Source organism: Okeania hirsuta (assembly GCF_003838195.1).
GTDB classification, from domain to species: Bacteria; Cyanobacteriota; Cyanobacteriia; order Cyanobacteriales; family Microcoleaceae; genus Okeania; species Okeania hirsuta.
Genome location: NZ_RCBY01000039.1, coordinates 26507 through 44854, shown reverse-complemented (window position 1 = coordinate 44854; position 18348 = coordinate 26507). Strand labels below are relative to the sequence as shown.

The window sequence follows — 18348 nt, the reverse complement described above, 5'->3', positions numbered from 1 at the left end:
CACGAGGTGCTGGTAGACCAGCTAGTCTTTATCGATTTAATTCTGAGGCATTCGCGTTAATCAAAGATAAACCTTTAATATTTATTTGATAGAGGTATGAAATTCAGAAAAAATTGATACCCCGAAGCAATCTCTTCAACTGTAGGGTATCTATGAGATTGCTTCAGGAATTTCTTTTACATTCCTTTCTATTTATAATTTTTGCGCTGATATTAATGTACTCAACAATTTCCTGGTTGCTAAGTTGAGCGATCGCTAAATCAAGTGGATGATCTTGTAGCTTTAAGATATTTCCATAGAGGTTAATGGTATAGTTTTCTAATTCATTGAGTTTTTCTCTTTTTATCAAATATTGCCATTGTTCGTTGGATTTGAGTTCTAATTTAGCATCAAGGAGTATTGTTGCATCTGGGTACTCTTTTTGTAGATTATTGAGAACATCATCTATATTATTTTTACTCTCTAATCTTATATTTTTATACTCAATAGTGGTGCAGTCATATACTATCTTTGTTCCCCAAATTTCACTTCTGTATATCCACCCAAAAGCAACCATTACTGCCAAAATTATAGTAAGAAAAACAACATAATTAACGTTATTACCCCAAGATTTAATAAACGTTATCCATTTTTTTTCCTGATTGTGGTTAGAGATTGGAGACTCAACCTGAAATAGTTCTATTTCTTCAAGTTCTAAGGGTCTACTAGAACCATCCATACTTAAAGATAATTTATCAGAAGGAATGGCTGGATTTGGGTCGCGATGCTCCCAAAATTCTGTGTATCCTTCTATCAATTTCTGATGAATTTCTTCTATATTTTTCTGGGAAATAAAAACAGCTTCTTTACTTTTAATTTCTTGAATAACCACTCCTTCAATTAGAAGTATTTCTCTCCCAAATTGGTCTTTAAGAATCTCATCTCCTACTTGAGAATTCAGGTCTTTTTGTGTAGCTTTTAAGATTCGATAAACTATGGTGAAATCTCCTACTTTTGAACCAAAAATTTGTCTAATAAATCCCTTTCCTGGTTCTGTTAAATCTCCTGTCGTCACTCTTGCCAATAAGTTACCAGTCTTAGCTTCACAGATGAAATCAGGAGCTACTACTGTTCTGTAGTCAAGATAGCGGTTACGACTTACTAAAAAAGGCCAAACTTCAATACTCATAGTGATAATTTAATAAATCTAGATTTGGGGTGTTATAAGAAACCGGGTTTATGGGAGAGATATGTGATTTATTTTATATAAACCGAGTTTCTCTGCTTTATTTATACCTACACTACCGGATTTCATATCACGGAAGGCAAAAGTTAAAAATAAGATTTGATAAATAGAAAAATTTGAGAATACAGTAATTTCAGGAGTTATAAGTTTCCCAATATTTATGACATTTTTAAATTGAGTTAGTATAACCATTCTATGTTTAAGTTATTGTTAGGAATAGATTAATTAATACTATTAGTATTAGGTTCGGGTTGCATAGGAGCAATGTAGGTGTAATGTACATATACAACCATCATTATTATCGCTACTATTAAACCAAACCAAAACCATTTCTTAGCTTTTTTTGATGCTGTAGTTGCTCCTAGTTCGTCTGTCAATTCAAGTCGTGTCTTGACTTCAGTTCCATAAACAATTGTGACAATTCCGAATGGCAAATAAAAAACTGCCCATCCTCCAAGTACCAAACAGCATAGAAAAGTTAGTAAAATTGCTCGCATTCGATAGTTACGAATATTATTAGTTGTCATATTTACTTAAGCTATATTTTATACAATTCGCCAAATTTTAATCGTTTTGTCATCACTGCCACTAGCTAAGGTCTGATTATCTGAACTAAAAGCTAGGGTGGTGATAATACCAGTGTGCCCTGTTAAAGTAGTTTTTAAAGTTCCGGTTGATAAATTCCAGACCTTGATTGTCAAATCATTACTTCCACTGGCAAGGGTGCAGTTATCTGCACTAATCGCCAGAGACCAAATTGCTCCGGTGTGTCCTTCCAAATTATACCTGAGATTCCAGGTTTTCGTATCCCACACATAGATAGTTTGGTCTCTGGCAAGGGTGCAGTTATCTGCACTAATCGCCAGAGACCAAATTGCTCCGGTGTGTCCTTCCAAATTATACCTGAGATTCCAGGTTTTCGTATCCCACACATAGATAGTTTGGTCTCCACAACCACTAACCAACATTTTACCATCTGAACTAAAGGCTAAAGCTTTTATAAAACTAGGATGCTTGAGGGCAAGAAATTTAAGAAATTTATCATTTTTAATGGGCAGTTCCCAAATCAGCATTTTCTTGTCCGTACCAGCAGTAGCTAAAGTTTGCCCATTGGGAGAAACAGCAAGAGCATAAACATAGCCTTGATGTTCGCTTAAACTGTGTATGACTCTACCGCCATTAGTTTCTAATTGCCAGATTTTGACAGTTTGATCTCGACTACTACTAATCAGTGTGCCACCATCAGCACTAACAACAAACCCACTGATAGGTTCAGAATGTTCCTTCAACGGTTTATACAAGCGTTGTCCTGTATTGGCATCCCATACCTTAATACTTTTATCTGCGCTCGCAGTAAACAGTAGTTTATTGTCTTGACTAATATTTGCTAGTACCCAACCTGATTTTTCCTGCACAATTTTTTTCTGTAAATTTCCCCGTGCAACATCCCAAAACAGAACGGTTCTGTCGTCACTGGAACTGAAAAGAGTTTTACCATCAGATGTGAAACCAACCGAACACACTACTTTTTCATGTTTTGTCAAATTATGGATAGGTTCAGGAGCAAAAAGAACTTCTCCTCCTAAATTAGCTTCGGGAAATCTCTCCTCAAAATCTTTGAGATGTTTCAAGAAAATAATAACTAAGTGCTTAAGTGCTGTTTCCCAATCTCTCACTTCTTGTAAAGATTTTTCTTGATATGGATGAGCTAGTTCGTTTAAAACAAACTGATGAATTAGGGAATCTAAAGAAGGAAAAGAATTTTTAAGTAAATCCCACACGGGAATTTTTTCTGAGGATGCTTTTGAGGCTTTAATATCAGTTTTTACCCCATCAATTAATACATACGCAATAGGAATTTCTAACTGGAAAGGTTTAGGAACTGCGCCTGGTTTCTTTTTCATCGAACCATCATCCTGGAGGGTTGCAAAGTCCATACCAATAGAACTTACAGGAATTAGACGTACTGGACAACCAGCTTGAATTCTACTATCAACTACATTTTTAAAGTCAGGCGAGAAAAATCGCAGACATTCTTCTATCTCTGAGAGATTATAATTACCCTCAAGCAAATCCCATTTACTAATAATAAAATGAACGGATGTGTCTCTTTTACATTTATTTATCAATTGCATCATGTTAGGTAAATCTTTTAGCAATAATTGTCTAACCGCTTCATTATCCAGGTCTTTTCCTTGCATTAATTTCAATAATTTTAGACCGTCAATCATTGCTAACACTGCATGTGCATTAGGAACTTCTTCTTCAAAATGAATAACATCATATTCATTAGGTAATTTTGTCTCTGTAAGTAATCCTCCTCCATAGTCAATATAAGTAAACTGACAAACCGAAAACTTTTCAATAGCAGAATTATTGACACGACAAGTAAACGTTCTCCTTGTTACATCTCTTGTTCCACTAGGCCAATCTTGATCTTTATCAATAATTTTTAAATAAATGTCATTCAGCTCTTTACGGTGTTTATCACCAGAGACTTCCAGGAAAAATCTTTCGCTGGTTGGAGTAGATAATTGCCTAAAAAGACTAGCTAAAAATACGGTTTTACCCGCTCCAGATGGTCCTAAAGTAATAATATTGTAATTTTTAATATCCATTTCTGGGCTTTTAACTTTGATAATGATTCCCTTATTACTTTGTTCTACCTTCTGATTATTTCAGAGTCAGGAAAATCTTGGCTCAGTTTATTACTAATATATAAAAAGCTTGTCACAGCACTTTTCAAGGCTGTTGTTTTATCTTTAATTTTTTTGATAGATTCATCTCTTATTTTCCGCAATTCAGCTAATTTTTCATTATCTGCTTTAACTTTTTTTTCAATTTTTTTCAATACTAAATTATCAACTGTTTTGAGGAGTTCCTTTGCCAATTCTTGTTTTATACCATTTGGCTGATTTTGATCATTATCTTCATTATCTTCACCGAAGATAATTGATGCTAAAACTTCAACAATAGCATTAACAACTATATCAATCAACCAACGGAAACTTAACACACCCTTTAAAAACTTATTTAATAGTTTATTAAATCCACTATTTTCAGCAATATCTTCATTACTAATAGTAGTTAGCCGTTTCAGGTTTACCTTAATCTCTTTCTCTAAAAGATCTGGTACAACGCAAGATACAGGAACTTCCATGTGAGAAGGACGTGGAATTGAATTTGCAATTATTTTCATACTGCCATCAGGTTGAGGTGTTACGAAACCCGAACCCACTGAACTTACTGGAATCAGACGTACTGAAGAACGTTCTTGATTTCGATTCAAAACTAATTCTTTAAATTCAGGAATTTCCAGAAGGCGATCGCTTATTTCTTTTAAACCAAAATTATCATTTTCCAGCAAATCCCATTTACTAATTACAAACTGAATAGGTGCTTGACAATAGGACATACACTTAATTATTGGTGGTAAATCTTTGTTCAACAAATCATCAATCTTTTGTTCATTTTTATTACTCATTAATGCTTGAATTTTTTGACCATCTAAAAGACCCAAAATTGCATCAGCTTGTACAATTATTTCTTGTAAATCAGAATCTTCTTCATCCATGTCTGTAAACCGTCCGCCAGCATAATCAAAATAAATAAACTGACAAATTGGAAAGTTTTCCAGATCAGGATTCTTGATACAACAAGTAAACTTCCACTTAGATATCTCACTACGTCTGGTTGATGGAGGCCATTTTTGAATAATCAAGTTTGTGTAAATATCATTCAGTAGCTTCCGTTTGTTGAAATCCTCAACCTGAAGATAGAAGCCATATTCTCCTTGGATTGATAATGACTTAAACATACTAGCAAGGAATACAGTTTTGCCTGCTCCAGACGCTCCTAAAGTTAATATTTTGTAACTTTTCATTGCCTAAATTTCCTCTAAAAATATAATCATGCCGACTGTAATACTACTATAGCAATTTCAAAAGTTTTTTTTAGACATCAGGATTTACCCAAAAAATGAAGCACATAAAAAGATGATAACCCTGTAGCGACTTTGCATACAACCTCCCTACCATTTGTCAAAAACATTTATAAAATTGGTATTATTCCGATTTGATAAATGTTTGCTACAAATATCTAGTTTTTTTAAGGAGTCAGGAATTAGGAGTTAGGAGTCAAAATAAATAACTTATTAGCTATTCTTAGTTCATAATTTATTGAATTCGTCAAAGAAACATCTCCTGTAAAGTATTTTTATCACCCTTGTTATTTGTAACATTCTTTTTTGAAATTGGTATAATGAATAAAAAAACTCTAACTTTAACCGGATTATTTTTAACAACCTTCCTCCTAATAACAATAAACTTATTTTCTGCCCAGAATGCCGAAAGTAAATCACAAAACCCTCTATCTCTTGGTTTCCAAATTATTAACAATTCTCAGGGAACAACTCTTTATCAAAAAGATTTAGATTATCTACAAATTGTCGATCTAACTCAAGGCGCAAAAATTAATTTTATCTACGGAAACATCACAGACTTAGGTACTAAAAAAGGAGCTTACGGCGGTAACGATCCACAATTTCAACGTCAGACAATATCACAAGTATGGTCTAACTTATTTTCAGAAAATTCAAATTTATTTTGCATCACTAATGGTCAATTTTTTAGAAACGATCAAAACTCCTCTACAGGGTTAGCATTTCCTGTTAAGTCAGATGGAATTATAGTTAGTGATGGTTATGCCGGAGAAATAGAATTTCCCTATGAAAAGTTAATCCTAGAAGTCTGGAATGATAGAGCATTAATTACTAAATTTCAGCCAAATAATCTCCAATTATCAACAGCATCTAACTTTATTGTTGGTTTACAGGAAAATGCAGATAAAGGAGTAGAAAATCAAACAGGTAGAACCTTTATTGGAGTTAAAGATAAAGATAGCGATCGCCTCAATGAAACAATTTTAATTTTTACATCTAAGCAAGCAACTCAACCCCATGCAGCTCAAGTTTTGAAAAGTTTCGGTGCCACTCAAGTAATGATGTTAGATGGTGGAGGTTCTACACAATTAATTTGTCAGGGGAATAATTATATAACTTCACCAAGAACTATCCCTCAAATGATTGTTATATTAAGGTAGTTTTATGAATATTTGGTAAAGTTATTGAGACTTTTATAGGTGTTTATTTAAAGATTCTGTGTTGGAGGAATTTTTCTAATTTGTAGCGATATGGAGAAAAATTTGGATAAAGTTCAATAGCTTTTTGATAAGAAGCGATCGCCTCTTCTAACTTCCCTTGTTTTTCTAAAATAGTGGCTAAATGATAGTACGACCAAGAAAAATCAGGGTTAATTTCTATTGTTTTACGATAAGCGGTGACAGCTTGGTCATCTTTGTTTTGTTCTCGGAAAATATTACCTAATTTATAATAAGACCAAGAGTGCTTCGGATTAATTTCTATTACTTTTTGATATGTAGTAAGAGCTGAATTAAATTCTCTTTGTTTATAAAATTCTTCAGCTATTTGAAAATAATACTCATAGTCATCAATATTTTTTCTGATGGTTGGTGCTATCTCTTTTTTTATTGTATTGTCTCCTCCTTGAAAATATAAGTCAACAAAACTATTAATTTCTTCTACTAATTTTTTATCTGACTCACTGAAACTTATTTCTGCTCCCCTACCAGATACACCAATGTTGTATTGCCCAATCTTGCTTTTGTCACTTATGAATCCATCAACTATTGTGTCAATAGAATTAGGTTCTAAATTTAATTGCAGAAATTCATTAATATCCCGTGCAACATTAAAAGGTATTTTTTCTACTTCTTGATAAGAAACATATAGCAATGATTCCGATTTTTTATCCAGCCAAGTTTTGGCTTTTCTGATAAAATCTGGAATAAGAACCTTAGCATCGTCAATGCTTTTTATTTTAGCAAATCCTTTGTGCCGCTCTGACTTCTTTTTTAAGCGTTCTTTCTCTCCCACATCTTTGAGAGAAACAATGATATCGTAAGGATTTCTGTAATTTACAATAGCTAGAGCATTACCCGATTCTAGAACAGACTCAACTGGTTTTGATAAAGGAGAATGAGTTTTGATAACTAACACTTTATCACTAGGTACTATGTCTACTAAATCATAGATGGCTTGATCGAGTTTTTCTATAAAGCGTGTATTTTTATAAAAATGCCTTTTAGTTTTTTCTGGTAAAGATTTGTATACCTTACTCTGACTATATTTACAATCAACCAATGCAGATGCTAGCTGAAAAGTGAAAGTGCTAGCTGATTTAGGCATTCCGTAACAAATAATAATCATATCAGTGTGAATCGTCTGACCTGTTATTATGAATTGAACTCTCCCGCTCCGGGCCCGGTGGTGCATGATATCCGAAGGGGGGCGGGTTTAGCCAAATTTCGATAAATGTACCTAAAACCCATTAAAAACCCGCCCCTACAATTTGGGAAATAAATTAAACACCGACGTAGGGGCGGGTTTCAGCAAAAATCTTGATACATAGATATTAATAGGACTTACACACCTCAACGTATTTCCGTCATTGCGACCGATAGGGAAGCAATCTCAAGTCCTAGTTTTTCGTACCTAGTGCGTAAGTCCTGATTAATTGATCTAAACCCGCCCCGCCCCCGCATGATATTACTCCTTAAAATACCAGTCCTCACCACCAGGCAATTTATAAAACTCATCATCAAGCACATCTCGCAAATCTTCTCTCGCATAGTTGTATCAGGACTTACGCAAAGGTACTATATATAGGTCTTTGGTGTGTTACGCTAGCGCTAACACACTCTACTAGCGCGTCAAGCTTGAAATAGTGTTTTAGGAAAATTCTCCAAACCTTAGTCAGAGCAAGAATTATACTCAAAAATTTAATACACCATTTTCAGCTTGACACAACACTACCAATAGCGTTCATGGGTAAGTCCTAATATATCTATATTCTAGTGCTAATTTTTGAGTATCACAGAGCCTGTAAATATTTTTTACAACGGTTTTCATTATGATCAATGCTTTTAGATTTAATCAGCAGAGCAATAATTAGACATTTCCGGACAAGAGGGAAGTAGGGATGTTGTATGCAGCATCCTTATGTACAGAGTAGGGACCAAAAATTTAGGAGCGTTCCATAGAACACCCCTACATAATATTTTGTTGAAAATTATGCTAGCTGAAAGCTGATTGCTGATTACTGATAGCTAGTTAATGCCCAATCCCTACATATTGAAAACCAGCAGCTTCCAACTCTTTACGATCGCAGAAATTACGTCCATCAACAAATAAATTCTGCTCCATGGACTTCAACATCTTAGCATAATCTAATTTCTCAAACTGTTTCCAGTCAGTCACCAAAACTAAAGCATCACAACCATCAGCAAGTCTTTCTGCATCTGTTTCCACTACTACTCCAGTCAAACCATGACGCATACCAGACTGAGAAAGAATCGGATCGTAAGCCTTCACCTTTGCTCCCAACCTGTTCAACTCTTGAATCAAATCTAGAGAAGGTGCATCCCGCATATCATCAGTATCAGGCTTAAACGTCAAACCCAATAACCCAATAGTCTTACCCTTAAGAATTTTCAGCGCCTGCTGTAACTTATCTATTGCGATCATGCGTTGACGCTTATTCACCTCAATTGCCGATTTCAACAACTGTGCCTCACAACCATAGTCATCAGCAGTATGCACTAAAGCAGAAACATCTTTCGGGAAACAAGAGCCACCCCAACCAATACCAGCTTGTAAAAATTTATTACCAATACGAGAGTCTAAACCAATACCCTTAGACACCTGAGTCACATCTGCTCCAACGCGGTCGCAAATATTAGCAATCTCATTCACAAAACTAATCTTAGTTGCCAAGAAAGAATTAGCAGCATACTTAATCATTTCCGCAGAACTCAAATCTGTTGTTACCACTGGTACTGGTGGGAGTGAGGAGTCGTCAGCAAACTTACGTTCAACCAGAGGAGCATAAAGTTCCAACATCATGTCTAGTGCCTTTTGACTATTACTACCCAATACTATGCGGTCTGGATTAAAAGTATCGAAGATAGCGGAACCTTCGCGCAAGAACTCTGGGTTACTAACCACATCAAATTCAGGTTCAATATCTGTACCGGAGCCACCCTCTTCATTTTTCCGCTCCTCAACCCCATCTAACACAATTCTTCGTACCCAGTCCCCAGAACCAATAGGTACAGTTGATTTATTCACAATTACCTTATAACCTGTAGTCAAATGAGCACCTATACCCTTAGCCACTGCCTCAACATAACGAGTATCACTTTCCCCTGTAGGGAGTGGGGGAGTACCAACAGCAATAAATAAGATATCGCCATGATTGACCCCAGCTTTTAAGTCAGATGTAAACTCGAGAGTTCCTGCTTTAGTGCAACCTTGCATCAGTTCAGATAACCCCGGTTCGTAGATTGGAGACTGTCCTGATTTTAATAGTTTAACTTTTTCCTCGTTGTTGTCTACGCAAATTACATGATGTCCTGTATGAGATAAACAAACCCCTGTAACTAAGCCAACATAGCCAGTACCAATGACACAAACACGCATCTTTTATATCCTCAAAGTTTTTAACACGAAAAGTTTTAATGGGGATTAAGTTTTTACAATTTGCTTTCCTTTACCCCCGCACCCTTTCAACTTTTTGGCGGTTCATTTTTGAGCCGCTCTCGAAAATCTTCTATTGTCAATTTTAACCCTTCTTGGAGAGGAACACTAGGCTCCCAACCTAAATATTTTTTAGCACGAGTAATATCTGGTTGTCGCTGTTTCGGGTCATCTTGTGGCAGAGGTTTATATGTTATCTCTGCATCTGGGTTAACCATTTGTTGAATTGTTTGAGCTAATTCAAGTATGGTATATTCTCCTGGGTTTCCTATGTTGACTGGTCCAATAAAATCTTGATCCATTAATCGAATAAACCCTTCTACCAAGTCTGACACATAACAGAAACTTCTGGTTTGAGAGCCATCTCCATAAACTGTTAGTGGTGTTCCTTTTAAGGCTTGTGCAATAAAGTTACTCACTACTCGACCGTCATTTTCTAACATTCTTGGCCCATAAGTATTATGAGCAAAAATTCCGTAGCTTCCACCAATAAAATTTTCATAATTTGGTACTGAGAAATCGTACACATAATCATCTATTTCAAATTCCTCAATACTTTCTATTTTTGCCCAGACAATATCACCAGTCCTTTTTGCTGATATTTTCTGCTGAATGTTAGACAAATTCTCAATATTGTTATCTTCTAACCCCTGTACTATTATTTGGTAATTTTGTTCTATTTCTGAGACATTTGCTACTAGCCCAAACTTAGCTAAAATTAATACTAACTTTTCAGCGATCGCCTGACTGCCACTCTTAAATTCAATATTTAAATTTGGTTGATTTTCTACTACATTATTTCCTTCATTCAATCCCTGTAAAAAACTAATTAATTGTTTTTGAGGAAGTTGTAAAACCCAATTAGAAATCTCTTTTTCTTTATTCCCAAAATTCAACCCTTCTCCAATTAGATCGACCAGAATTTTTGACCTAATACTTATAGACCCTTCTATCTTAATTTCACATTGACACTCAAATATTCTTTCTACTACTTCTATTAATTTTGCTAGTTTCTCAGCTCCTCCTTTAAACACCAATTCATTGTCTATGAAACTTCCTTGAGATACATAAAACCCTAATAACCACAAAAATTCTTCTATATTCCCCACCCAATTTTTAATTGCCTTTGAAGATAAATAGCAAATTTTTTCTTTTTTGGATAGAGGAAGTTCTAAATATTCCCATAGATGCAAAGGAATTTTATTTTTTGCTTCGTAGCTTTTCAGTATTGAATAAAGTTGTTCGGGATTAACACCTTTTGCCAATAAATACTCACGAATTTTATCTCCATATTTTTCTATATAGGAGATTGTCTCTTCACTTTCCAGAAATATTTCTTCTTGAATACAAATTTTATCTGTAATGTAGAATGGTTGTAAAGGTTGCTCCAAAAAGCTGATATAATTAGGAACTCCTATTTCATCTCCCACCTTTAGTTCATTTCCGAAAGCTGCTTGAGGTCGATCGTTATTATTCCTAGTAAATAAACTATGGTCTTCAGTAATTTTTATCTGCTTACCCCAGACAGTTTTTATCTGATAACCCTTCTTCTTAACATGATGTTTCCAAATTGCAGAAATTGGTTTAATTACTGTCTTGGAATTTTCATCAAAACAAGGCACCGATACATTAGATATATCTCCATTAATTCTGTCATAACATTCAGCAAAGCTTTCATAATAGAGTTCTTTACCAATGTAATAAAGTACCTTTTGGTCTCCAGTCAAACTGTTAAAAATTCTGACTACTCTAATATCAACATTATTTTGACGATGGTAATCAAATGCCAAAGTTTCTGCTACTCGCTTCCCCTCGTCGTAACACGATCTAATACCAATACAATTAACATTACCTCTATACTCTTCTGTTTGAGGATGTACATCTGGGTCTCCATATACCTCAGATGTGGAAGCCAAAAAGAATCTTGCTTTTACCCTTTTTGCTAACCCCAACATATTCAATGTCCCCATCACATTTGTTTTAATTGTCTTGACAGGGTTGTACTGATAATGTATAGGACTGGCAGGACAAGCTAGATGATAAATTTGATCCGCTTCCAATCTAATAGGTTCAGTAATATCGTGGCGAACTAACTCAAAATAAGGATGATTCAACCACTTTAAAATATTGCGCTTAGTTCCTGTGTAAAAATTATCAAGACAGATGACTTCATGGCCTTTTTCCATTAATCTATCGATGAGATGAGAACCAAGAAAACCCGCACCACCTGTTACTAATATTCTCATTGTTTCCACTATCAAGGACTGTAATTTGCTGTGGTTTGCAACAAATAATTGAATAACCACATCAAATCTGATCATACACTAACAAAGTATGCGCCTGAAACATATTAGCACAGAAAGTGTATCGAATCTCTAAAAAACAACTTAGTTAAGGTATTAATCTAATCGCAGCACTGCCATAAAAGCTTCTTGTGGCACATCAACTGTACCTAATGACTTCATTCGTTTTTTACCTTTTGCCTGTTTTTGCAGTAATTTTTTCTTACGGCTAATATCCCCACCATAACATTTAGCTAAAACATCTTTCCGTAAAGCAGGAATATGTTCACTAGCAATAACTTTAGAACCAATAGATGCTTGAATTGGTACTTTAAATTGATGGCGAGGAATTAATTCTTTAAGTTTTTCTGTCAAAGCACGACCTACTCCATAAGCTTTATCGCGATGTACAATTACAGCTAAAGCATCTACTGGTTCAGCGTTAATCATAATATCTAGCTTCACCAGAGGATTTTCACGATACCCTATGAGTTGATATTCCATACTTGCATAACCACGAGACCGAGATTTCATTTGGTCAAAAAAGTCTGTTACTACTTCTGCCAAAGGAATTTCATATACTAAAGTTGTTCTACCCTTAGTTAGATACTTCATATCCTTAAATATCCCACGTCGTGATTGACCCAACTCCATTAATGTCCCTACATATTCTTCTGGAGTAATCATTTCTACCTGGACATAAGGTTCTTCCATTTTTTCTCGGTGATTAGGGTCTGGTAGTAAATTTGGATTATCAATCAGAATAACTTCTTCTTTATTAGTGGTTACTCGATAAACTACTGATGGAGAAGTAACAATTAAATCTAGATTATATTCTCGCTCTAACCTTTCCTGGACAATTTCCATATGCAGCAACCCTAAAAAACCACACCGAAACCCAAAACCCATTGCGCTTGATGTTTCTGCTTCATAAGATAGAGCTGCATCATTGAGTTTGAGTCGGTCTAGAGCTTCTCGTAAATCTGGAAACTGGTCGGCATCGGTGGGAAATAAGCCACAAAATACCATAGGTTTAGCTTCTGTATAACCAGGCAAAGGGGCCTCTGCTTGTTTTTTGGCTAGAGTAATTGTATCTCCCACCCTGGCATCTTCCACTGCTTTGATGGCCGCTCCTAAATAACCTACTTCTCCTGCGTGAAGCTCTTTTACTGGTTTTTGGGTAGGGGAGAGAACTCCCAGTTCATCTATTTCATACTCTTTTCCTGATGCTATGAGTCGGATACGATCGCCTTTAGCAATAGTCCCATCCATGACCCGGAAATATACAATTACCCCTCGATATGGGTCATAATAACTATCAAAGATGAGAGCGCGTAATTTTTCATCAATAGTATCTTGTGGTGGTGGTACTAATTTAACAATTGATGCGAGAATTTCCGGAATTCCAATTCCTTCTTTGGCAGATGCTAAAATTGCCCCCGAACAGTCTAGGCCAATTATTTCTTCTATCTCTTGTTTTACTCTATCTGGTTCTGCTCCTGGAAGGTCAATTTTATTTAAGACCGGAATAATTTCTAGGTTATGCTCCAAAGCTAGGTAGACATTAGCTAAAGTCTGAGCTTCTACTCCTTGGGAAGCATCTACTACTAGTAAAGCACCTTCACAAGCCGCCAGAGAGCGCGACACCTCATAAGAAAAGTCTACATGGCCAGGGGTATCTATAAGATTTAATACATATTCTTCTCCATTTTCAGCATGATAATTCATTCGGGCAGCTTGCAGCTTGATTGTGATACCACGCTCCCTTTCTAAGTCCATTGTGTCTAGAAATTGCTCTTTCATTTCACGGTCTTCCACAGTGCCAGTTGCTTGTAGGAGGCGATCGGCTAAAGTTGATTTTCCATGATCTATATGGGCAATGATTGAAAAGTTACGAATGTGAGATACAGGAACTTTTGTCATACTTTCTTTTGTTAATAATTTGAAATGCCTTATTTTTGTTATGGTCTTGGCACAATTAATTCAATCTATCTATAATTCTTAACATATTTTAATTCTGAAGATTTTTGAGCTTTAGTCTGACTTAATTTAGGTTCTGGTCTAAATTGTTTCCTGGTTAAAAAAGAAATTTCTATGATTACTCTTGACTACTATGGGGACTACAGTTAAAGAGATTCTATGGGAACGGCTGTTTTCGCTTCACAGAGCTTCCGCTCAAAGCTAGCGCACAATGCTGGTTAATGGCTGTCGCCGATATATTTGTATTTGTGTAACATTCCGCACCGAAAACGCCCCTACCATAGGTATAACTTTCCTCTATATTCTATTTTTATGCTATAATTAAAGCCTGGAGCAATTGCTAGTGCCTGTTTTCTACACCTACAACCTATCACTAAAGAAACCGTAGCGACGATCAAATTCCAGATTCTTCACTAATTGAGAACTTCTCTTTTGAGGTCGATATGTAAAAATTAATACACATTATGAATTGTGTTTATGACTATAAAAATTTTTCTATTCCTTGAAATACTACTTTGTGTTAAAGTGAAATTTGTTGAAATATATAGACATGAGGGAAAATACAAGAAACTGACAACCTGCCGAAATTAATACTATGTCTGTGGTAGGCCAAACACAGTAAAAAACATCTGAATAAATTAATTTTTCCAAAGACCCAAAATCCATATTTAGATTAAAAAAATAGTGGCGGAGGACATCAGTCAACTAAGGCCAGTCAACTCAATGACTGTGGACATAGCCATATTTGATGATCTGTTGCGATAGATACAGATAGTTGTTAAGTGGACTGGACAAACCAGTAATCTCTATCGGTGAGCTTGAGAAAATTCACTCATTTCATGGAGTGGAGTATGTCAACATAATATAAAGTAGCTTTTCTAGATTTATAAGATTGTCTTGCTATGAATCAGCCTGAAGTTAATCAGTCGAAATTACCAGAAAAAGTAGAATTATCTATAAACATAGATTCTAGATTATTAGACCAAGTTCAACATTTGACAAATGACCCGAGTAAGGTCATTGAAAGTGCCCTTCGCCAGTGGTTAAGAGGAGGACTTCCAGAAGATGAGTTAGCCCTGACACTGCAAAGAAATCCTCCTATCCCACCAAGAGGGGAATGGAACGATTAAGATACTATTTACTTCAGATTATGTGAAAGGTTTATAGAAGTTAATCATAGATTTTATTTAAGATTATCAATTATCCAAACTTTTGATTAATTAAATGAAACTTAAAGATAATTTTTGATAAATCAAAATATATCCTATATCTCACCAACCAACTATGAGTTGTTAAAGACAATTGAAATCAGTGAGTTAGTAAATAGTTATTGACAAAAATTAATTGAGTTTGGAAACTACAAACAACCAAAATTAAAGAATGTCAAAATACACTCCTTTGGGTGTGAGTTATTATTCTTTGCTTGGACTCCATCCAAAAGCATCTAATCAGGAAATTAGAAGAGCATATCGAGAACTAAGTAAGCGCTATCATCCAGATACTACAGATATGCCGAAGGCGATCGCTACTGTAAAATTCCAGCAAATTAATGAAGCTTATGCTACTCTCGTGAACTCAGAAAAAAGATTAGAGTACGACCAAAAAATTAGGCGCTTATATGTAGATGATTTGAGTCAAAGAGTTAATTTTAATTATAGAAATTCCTCTGCCTACTTAGACCCTCAAGACAGACCATTATCTGCTGGTGAATTATTTGCTTTATTGATTATAGGTATAACTTTAATTAGTTGTTTGTTGATAGCTATTACTATTGGCCTCATACGTCCAGAGGTAACTATCCAACCTATTGAACCACCAGGAAATCAATTCATAGAAATCAAATACTCATTATAGCTTTATTGATTTGATCAAAATAGTTATATATAAATATTTAAGATTTGATTAATTTCTATGATATTATTTTAAAAATTATTGGAAAAAGTAAATATATTATATGTTCTAGAATTGACGCAACTGAATTACTGGAAGTCTTTGTAAGTTATTAAAATTATTATTAAGTCTAGATATTTTTTGTTTGTAGATACAAAAAAATGGATACTCCCAAACCAGACACTCCTTTATATAACCACCCTCTGCCCAAAATTGAAGAATGGCTCCAAGAAAATGGTTGCCAACAAAATTCTGAAAAATTACATTGTTGGTGGGTTGAAAAACCTACCTGGAAAGCAGAATTATCACTTGATATCGATCAACTTACGGTGCGGTATGTAGACGCTAGTGATAATGGTGATGATATTCAACGCTCCTTTAAATATTCTTTGAGTCGTCAAGACCTTGAAGAAGCAATTTTTTGTGGGCCTTAGTTAAAGATAACTCCAGCCAACAAAATTGAACTTACGAATCAAAAATATTAGCTTTCTGTATTGCGTAAATAGATTTTCGTATCATATTTTACCAAATCTGCGTTGACGTTTTTGATAAGCAAATAAGGCACGATGAAATTCAGAGCGGTTAAAGTCAGGCCAAAATGTTTCAGTAACATAGATTTCCGAATAAGCCATTTGCCATAATAAAAAATTACTAATTCTCATTTCCCCACTGGTACGAATTAATAAATCTGGATGAGAAATTCCAGCAGTATAAAGATATTGCTCAAATAACCCTTCATTAATTTCTTCTGGTTTGAGTAAACCTTTTTGTACCTGAGAGGCGATCGCTTGACAAGCATGTACAATCTCCTGACGTCCTCCATAATTAGTAGCTACAGTAAACTTAATCCCCTGATTTTGCTGAGTCATTTCCATTGAATGTTTAATCTCAGCTTGTAAAGATAGAGGTAAAGAACTTAGATTACCAACAAATCTAATTTGAACATCTTCTGCCACCATTTCCTGTAGCTCTTGACGTAAAATTCTTTCAAATAAACTCATCAAAAAATTAACTTCCTCTAGTGGCCTGCCCCAATTTTCACTAGAGAATGCGTAAGCAGTTAATGCTTCTATACCCCAATCTTTACTACACTGTAATAAGGCTTTCAGCGCTTCCACCCCACGCCTATGACCCATAATTCGAGGTAAACCCCTGCGTCCTGCCCAGCGGCCATTACCATCCATAATTACAGCTACGTGGCGAGGCAACTTTTCTGGTTCTAGGTCAACAGGTAAATCTTGTAAGCAAGTTCCTTGATTCATCTTTTCTTTCGAGGAGCTGGTGGACTTTGACGAAGCATACATGACATTAATCTCGATCCTTTTGTTCCTATTTGAACTCCAAGATTAAGTATGGTGAATGGTTTTGTATTTTTTTCACTACCTGATAGAAATAGGCGTTGTTCTAATAATTCCTTAAGTTTATTACTGGTTAAGGGTCGATTTAAAGTCCCTTTTTCAGCCAGAGATATAGAACCAGTTTCTTCAGACACCACTACGCAGAGGCACTTTTCTACTTGTTCTGTAATTCCCATAGCTGCTCTATGACGAGTCCCTAATTGCCTGGAAGCTATTCTTTCAGACAATGGTAGAATCACACCAGCTGATATAACTTTATGTTCTCTAATTAGGACTGCGCCATCATGTAATAAAGTTTTTGGCTGAAATATGGTCTGTAATAGTTCCTTAGAAAGTTCAGCGTTTAACTTCACACCAGGCACAGAAAAATCTCTCTCATCTATAGGCCCATCTGTTTCTATGATTAACAAAGCGCCTATACGATTTTGAGACAGTTGTTTGATTGATTCTACTATTTCATCAATAATGCTATCTGATTCAGGTAAAACTCTACGATTATGTCCAAACATTTGCAGAATTTCTCCCTGTCCCAACTGCTCAAGAAACCTACGGAATTCTGATTGTAATATTACTGCCATGGAAACAGCAGAACCTATGACTAAACTGTTGAGGGCAAAACTTAAAAGCTTTAATCCAGCCCAATGACTTAAGGCCGAAGCCAACATTAAGACTATAAACCCTCTTACCATCCATAGTGTACGACGTTCCCCTATGATGACAAGCACCATATATATCAAGGCTAGAACCAGTCCGATATCAATACTATGTACTAATAAGGACTTCATCAAGCCTGGGTCATTACTAAGACCCGATTTCATTGAACTTTAATTATTAATCTAACGTCAACTTTTGATGTTTTTTTATTTAACATTGGTGTCATCACCAGCAAAGAGCATTTATTCTCTTACGTAATGTAAATAATTAATTATCAATATCAATGAACAATAAGTTTGATCATCCACTGTTAATTGGACATTTTTTAGCATTAGTAGCTTTGCA

Annotated in this window: 13 protein-coding genes and 4 pseudogenes; 5 read left to right on the top strand and 12 right to left on the bottom strand. The window is 35.2% G+C overall.

Annotation, left to right across the window (positions count from 1 at the left end; all coding sequences use genetic code 11):
- Positions 1-89 (top strand): annotated as a pseudogene (locus D5R40_RS09460) (NUDIX hydrolase); the annotation flags it as partial.
- Between the two features lie 74 nt (positions 90-163).
- Here D5R40_RS09460 and D5R40_RS09455 read toward each other — a convergent pair.
- From D5R40_RS09455 to D5R40_RS09440, 4 genes are all read right to left on the bottom strand, one after another.
- Entirely contained in the window at positions 164-1168 is a 1005-nt protein-coding gene (locus D5R40_RS09455) for a hypothetical protein (protein WP_124145564.1), read from the bottom strand.
- A gap of 278 nt (positions 1169-1446) precedes the next feature.
- Positions 1447-1752, bottom strand: coding sequence for a CD225/dispanin family protein (locus tag D5R40_RS09450; protein ID WP_124145563.1), 306 nt, complete (start codon positions 1750-1752; stop codon positions 1447-1449).
- 18 nt (positions 1753-1770) lie between these two features.
- Positions 1771-3843, bottom strand: a complete 2073-nt coding sequence (locus D5R40_RS09445; RefSeq protein ID WP_124154548.1) for a WD40 repeat domain-containing protein — start codon at positions 3841-3843, stop codon at positions 1771-1773.
- Between the two features lie 44 nt (positions 3844-3887).
- The gene (locus tag D5R40_RS09440; RefSeq protein ID WP_124145561.1) at positions 3888-5108 is read right to left on the bottom strand and encodes a hypothetical protein; all 1221 of its coding nucleotides are present in this window, start codon (positions 5106-5108) and stop codon (positions 3888-3890) included.
- 377 nt (positions 5109-5485) lie between these two features.
- Between D5R40_RS09440 and D5R40_RS09435 the strand changes: the two genes are divergently transcribed.
- A complete protein-coding gene (locus tag D5R40_RS09435) occupies positions 5486-6325 on the top strand; it encodes a phosphodiester glycosidase family protein (protein ID WP_124145560.1) in 840 nt (279 codons plus the stop codon).
- 43 nt (positions 6326-6368) lie between these two features.
- Here the strand turns inward: D5R40_RS09435 and D5R40_RS09430 are convergent, their stop codons facing one another.
- From D5R40_RS09430 to lepA, 6 genes and pseudogenes are all read right to left on the bottom strand, one after another.
- Entirely contained in the window at positions 6369-7511 is a 1143-nt protein-coding gene (locus D5R40_RS09430; protein WP_161564582.1) for a tetratricopeptide repeat protein, read from the bottom strand.
- 903 nt (positions 7512-8414) lie between these two features.
- Positions 8415-9782, bottom strand: a complete 1368-nt coding sequence (locus D5R40_RS09425; RefSeq protein WP_124145558.1) for a UDP-glucose dehydrogenase family protein — start codon at positions 9780-9782, stop codon at positions 8415-8417.
- A gap of 86 nt (positions 9783-9868) precedes the next feature.
- Positions 9869-10300, bottom strand: a pseudogene (locus D5R40_RS42500) (GDP-mannose 4,6-dehydratase); the annotation flags it as partial.
- 9 nt (positions 10301-10309) lie between these two features.
- Positions 10310-11566, bottom strand: a pseudogene (locus tag D5R40_RS39355) (intein-containing protein); the annotation flags it as partial.
- Positions 11567-12085, bottom strand: a pseudogene (locus D5R40_RS39350) (GDP-mannose 4,6-dehydratase); the annotation flags it as partial.
- 153 nt (positions 12086-12238) lie between these two features.
- A complete protein-coding gene (gene lepA, locus D5R40_RS09415; protein ID WP_124145556.1) occupies positions 12239-14044 on the bottom strand; it encodes a translation elongation factor 4 in 1806 nt (601 codons plus the stop codon).
- A 959-nt stretch (positions 14045-15003) separates the two neighbouring features.
- Between lepA and D5R40_RS09410 the strand changes: the two genes are divergently transcribed.
- The 3 genes from D5R40_RS09410 to D5R40_RS09400 all read left to right on the top strand — a co-directional run bounded on the left by D5R40_RS09410 (position 15004) and on the right by D5R40_RS09400 (position 16425).
- Entirely contained in the window at positions 15004-15231 is a 228-nt protein-coding gene (locus D5R40_RS09410; protein ID WP_124145555.1) for a hypothetical protein, read from the top strand.
- Positions 15232-15481: 250 nt separating this feature from the next.
- Positions 15482-15955, top strand: coding sequence for a J domain-containing protein (locus D5R40_RS09405; RefSeq protein ID WP_124145554.1), 474 nt, complete (start codon positions 15482-15484; stop codon positions 15953-15955).
- A 197-nt stretch (positions 15956-16152) separates the two neighbouring features.
- A complete protein-coding gene (locus tag D5R40_RS09400; RefSeq protein ID WP_124145553.1) occupies positions 16153-16425 on the top strand; it encodes a DUF3143 domain-containing protein in 273 nt (90 codons plus the stop codon).
- Between the two features lie 81 nt (positions 16426-16506).
- Here the strand turns inward: D5R40_RS09400 and uppS are convergent, their stop codons facing one another.
- Together uppS and cdaA are read right to left on the bottom strand one after the other, a co-directional pair.
- Positions 16507-17253, bottom strand: coding sequence for an undecaprenyl pyrophosphate synthase (gene uppS / locus D5R40_RS09395; RefSeq protein ID WP_124145552.1), 747 nt, complete (start codon positions 17251-17253; stop codon positions 16507-16509).
- A complete protein-coding gene (gene cdaA / locus D5R40_RS09390; protein WP_124145551.1) occupies positions 17250-18167 on the bottom strand; it encodes a diadenylate cyclase CdaA in 918 nt (305 codons plus the stop codon). The genes uppS and cdaA overlap by 4 nt, the downstream gene beginning before the upstream one ends.
- Positions 18168-18348: the final 181 nt, after the last annotated feature.